Source organism: Gemmiger formicilis, from assembly GCF_016901605.1.
Taxonomy (GTDB): domain Bacteria; phylum Bacillota; class Clostridia; order Oscillospirales; family Ruminococcaceae; genus Gemmiger; species Gemmiger formicilis_B.
The window spans coordinates 1-4471 of the sequence record NZ_JACJKP010000204.1 but is presented as its reverse complement, the minus strand read 5'-3'; the positions used below and the strand labels follow the sequence as shown (position 1 = coordinate 4471).

The window sequence follows — 4471 nt, the reverse complement described above, 5'->3', positions numbered from 1 at the left end:
CCAGCGTTGGCAGCGATCTGGCGCAGAGGAGCCTCCAGAGCCTTGCGGACAATCTTGGCACCGGTGCGCTCGTCGCCTTCCAGTGCGGCAACAACCTTGTCAACAGCGGGAATGGCGTTGATGGTAGCGGTACCGCCGCCAGCCACAATGCCTTCCTCAACAGCAGCCTTGGTAGCGTTCAGAGCGTCTTCAATGCGGAGCTTCTTGTCCTTCATCTCAACTTCGGTAGCAGCACCAACCTTGATGACGGCAACACCGCCGGCCATCTTGGCCAGACGCTCCTGCAGCTTCTCACGGTCAAAATCAGAGGTGGCGGTGGAAATCTGGCTGCGGATCTGCGCAACGCGCTCCGCGATAGCGTCCTTATCGCCGTTGCCGCCGACAATGGTGGTGTTCTCCTTAGTGACCTTGACCTGGCGGGCAGTACCCAGCAGCTGCATGGTGGCATCCTTCAGCTCGTAGCCCAGGTCGCTGCTGATCACAGTACCGCCAGTCAGGATAGCGATATCCTGCAGCATTTCCTTGCGGCGGTCGCCAAAGCCGGGAGCCTTGACAGCAACAACGTTCAGGCCACCACGCAGACGGTTGATGATCAGGTTGGACAGCGCGTCGCCCTCAACATCTTCGGCGATGATGAGCAACTTACGGCCAGACTGAATCACCTGCTCCAGCAGAGGAACGATATCTTGGAACACGCTGATCTTCTTGTCGGTGATCAGAACGGAGCAGTCGTCGTAAACGGTCTCCATCTTCTCGGTATCGGTGACCATGTAGGGAGTCACATAGCCGCGATCAAACTGCATACCTTCCACGACTTCCGTGTAAGTTTCGGCAGTGGTCTTGTTCTCTTCGATGGTGATGACGCCGTCAGCGGTAACCTTCTCCATCGCATCGGCAATCAGCTGGCCGATCTCGGCATCGCCGGCAGAAACGGTACCGACACGGGCAATGTCCTTGCTGCCATTGACCTTCTGGCTGTTGGCCTTGACGGCTTCCACAGCGGCGGTAACGGCCTTCTGCATGCCGCGCTTGATATCCATCGGGTTGGCACCGGCGGTAACGTTCTTCATGCCTTCGTTGACCAGGGCCTGAGCCAGAACAGTGGCGGTGGTGGTACCGTCACCGGCAGCATCATTGGTCTTGGTAGCAACTTCACGAACGAGCTGAGCGCCCATATTCTCGAAAGCATCTTTCAGCTCAATTTCCTTGGCGATGGTCACACCGTCATTGGTGATGAGCGGGCTGCCAAACTTCTTGGCCAGCACCACGTTGCGGCCCTTGGGGCCCAGGGTGACTTTGACGGTATCCGCCAGCTGATCGATACCGGCGCACAGCGCCTTGCGGGCTTCAGCGCCCTGCTTAATCTGTTTAGCCATAAAGCATTACTCCTTTTTTATAAAAAGCGACAGGATCAAAAAATCACTCCACCACAGCGAGGATATCGCTCTGGCGAACGATGGTACACTCTTCACCATCGACCTTGACTTCGGTGCCGGAATACTTGCTGGTCAGCACTTTATCACCGACCTTGACAATCATTTCGACTTCCTTGCCATCAACCATACCGCCGGGACCAACGGCCAGGACCTCGGCAACCTGCGGCTTTTCTTTAGCGGAACCAGACAGGATCAGCCCGCCTTTGGTGGTTTCTTCTTCTTCGACCAGCTTGATCACAACGCGGTCTGCAAGAGGTTTGATTTTCATAATGAAAGATCCTCCCTAATAAAAGATTTCTCTTTGTAGATTCTGTTTAGCACTCTGTTCTCTTGAGTGCTAAACATATAATAACCACTTTCTCACAAAAAATCAAGAGGTTTGGATATAAAATTTTTATGAACAAGCCCCCATTATGCAGAACACCCCGAGATATGAAAATCTCGGGGTGTTCTGTTGGGAGCCCGAAAGGTCACTTCCGAACTGCATACAATTTTATAAAGACTTCGTACAGATGGGAGATTGCAAAGCTCCCGTTCCGTTACAACGCTCTGCCGGCGGCAAGATTATTTCCTCTCCACCGGAATCCAGATCTCGCAGTAGTAGTCCGAATCCTGGGTCCCCTGTTCAAACTTACTGTCGTCGGTGTACATCTCCACGTTGATACCGGCGGCAATCTTATAGTCAGGGTTCGTGGGCAGCCATTGAGAAAAAATCTGTTGGTTCAGTCCCTGCAACGCCTGGGGCATCCGACCGGTGCAAGGAAACACTGCCCACGTGTGGGCCGGAATGGTACGGGTGGTAAAGCCATCGGGAATCTCTCTGGCGGGGTTGTAGTTGTCTGCAATAAGATATTCAAACTCATTGCCCTCCATACTCTCGTCCAAATTGATGCCGTACATACCGCATACTACCTCTCCGCCGCCCGCAGCGAAATGTTCGGCCCAGAACCGGGGCACCTCCACCGCGCCGTCTTCATACTTAAAGGTTTTTGCCCGGCAGAGTACCGTGAACGCTTCTTTTTTCATGATCTTGCAATCCATGTTTTGACCACCTTCCAATGTCACTTTGATCCGAAGCGGAGCAAAGGAACGAACCGCGCCTCCGCTTTTTCGCAGTGCGGCGGGTGTAAGTCCATGGAAACGGGCAAAGGCTTTGGTAAAGCTGTCCGGTGAATCATAGCCAAACTCCAGTGCGATGTCGATGATCTTCCGGTCCGTCGTGAGGACCTCCAGCCCGGCGACGGAAAGCCGGCGCTGGCGGATATAGTCGCCCACCGTCATACCACACAACATGGAAAAGCCCTTCTGAAAGTAAAACGGAGACAACGCCGCCTGCTGTGCGATATCCCGGATGGTCAATTTCTCCCGGAGATTCTGCTCGATATACTGGATTGCCTGATGAATGCTGGTTACCCAATCCATTGGTCACACCATCCTTCTGGATTCAGCATACTGGAAAACCGCCCCTTCCGCCCGATTTTCTGTGCTCATATTTGTCCGGCGGTTGTACGCCTCAAGACGAATTCCTGCACTGGACAGCCAAATTCTTCGGCCAACTTTCCCTCCGAAAAACCCAAGCGCTTATAGAAGGAACGAGCGGCTTTCCCGTTGGGGTCCCCATCCCGATAGGTGGTCACCGTGATGTTTTCCCATTCCCCCATCTGCGTCAGCATAAATTGCACCAACTTCCGCCCAATGTGCTGCCTGTGGCAGGCCGGGTCTACCACCAGAAAGCATAGCATACTGTTTTCTTTTGAGAATAGCAGCGCCCCCAAGATACGCCCCTCGTCTACCGCACAGACGGCGGACGCCTTTTGAACAAAGTGCAGAACGGTTGCTCTGTGCTCCGCCATCGCTCCGGCGGTTTCCAACCCGGGAAATATATCTCGAACCTGTTCTACCAGCGCCATCCAGGCATCTATATCCTGTGCGCCTGCAAGTCTGATTTCCATAATCAGGCTCCTTTCTCATTGGCAGTTGGGAGATGTTTACTGTAACAGTTCATTTTAATCAATCGTCCAGAACATTTTTTGCTTCTGTTTTACTTTGGCAACGTCCCGCGGCATCACTTATCCGCGAAAAGGTCAAAGTAGTCAGAATCCACCACCAAACAAAACAAAGCGCCGCAGCCGGTCAAAAACCAACGCTGCGGCGCTTATTACTTGGAGCTAGTAGTCGGACTTGAACCGACGGCCTGCTGATTACGAATCAGCTGCTCTACCAACTGAGCCATACTAGCACACAAGGACAACACTAATATTATACATTTTTTTGTGCGCAAGTCAAGCCCTGCAAGAAAAAATGTTTTGTGTTGTCCTCCGGCCCGTCATAACGGGACAACGTCAGAAAATCAGAGTTCCAGCGGGAACTTCTGTTTATCTTGTACGCTGATATCTTTTCCCAATTGGACTTCGATCACTTTCAGTTCGGTGTCTGCCACAATGGTATGACGGCAGCCGGCTTTCATAGTAATCACGTCCCCTGCCCGTACTGTCCGGACGGTTCCATCTACCACAGCACGTCCCTGGCCGGAAATCACCGTCCACACTTCATCACGGAAGGTATGGCTGTGATAGTTCATACGATGCCCCGCATGCAAGGTAACCTTGATGGTAAGGCTCTCATCTTCCACATCAAGAACCCTAAAGCTGCCCCAGGACTTCTCGGCAAACATGATCTGCTGGTCAATCGCGTCCACATAAGGTTTGATATAGCTGGATTGATCCTTGTCCGAAACAAGGATTCCTTCAGGGCTGGCGGATACGACCACATCTTTCAATCCCATGCACAGCACGGGAACGTTCAATTCATTGAGAACGTGAACGTTTTCGCAGGATTCATTGACAATCGCTTTGCCAATGCAGGGGGATTCCATAGCTTCCGTCAGAGTATTCCAGGTGCCCATATCCTTCCACTGCCCGGCAAAACGCAGAACCTGAATTTCCGATTCTCTCTCGACCACAGCATAATCGAAACTGATTTTGGTCAACGATTCATACTTACGGAACAAATCCTGATAATCGGTAAACTCGATC

General features: G+C 52.4%; 5 protein-coding genes and 1 tRNA gene. All 6 read right to left on the bottom strand.

Translation table 11 applies throughout. The annotated features are described in order from the left end of the window. On the bottom strand, positions 1-1376 hold a 1376-nt coding region (gene groL / locus H6B10_RS12805; RefSeq protein WP_204651961.1), incomplete at its 3' end, for a chaperonin GroEL. Between the two features lie 43 nt (positions 1377-1419). Continuing rightward, positions 1420-1704: a co-chaperone GroES gene (locus tag H6B10_RS12800; protein ID WP_204651960.1), complete on the bottom strand. Its 285-nt coding sequence runs from the start codon at positions 1702-1704 to the stop codon at positions 1420-1422. 296 nt (positions 1705-2000) lie between these two features. Continuing rightward, complete coding sequence (locus H6B10_RS12795) at positions 2001-2858, bottom strand: AraC family transcriptional regulator (RefSeq protein ID WP_204651959.1); 858 nt, start codon at positions 2856-2858, stop codon at positions 2001-2003. Positions 2859-2923: 65 nt separating this feature from the next. After that, positions 2924-3388, bottom strand: a complete 465-nt coding sequence (locus H6B10_RS12790; protein ID WP_204651958.1) for a GNAT family N-acetyltransferase — start codon at positions 3386-3388, stop codon at positions 2924-2926. A 211-nt stretch (positions 3389-3599) separates the two neighbouring features. Further along, positions 3600-3675: transfer RNA gene (locus H6B10_RS12785), tRNA-Thr, on the bottom strand. A gap of 111 nt (positions 3676-3786) precedes the next feature. Further along, a partial coding sequence (locus H6B10_RS12780) for a cupin domain-containing protein (protein ID WP_204651957.1) occupies positions 3787-4471 on the bottom strand: 685 nt, incomplete at its 5' end.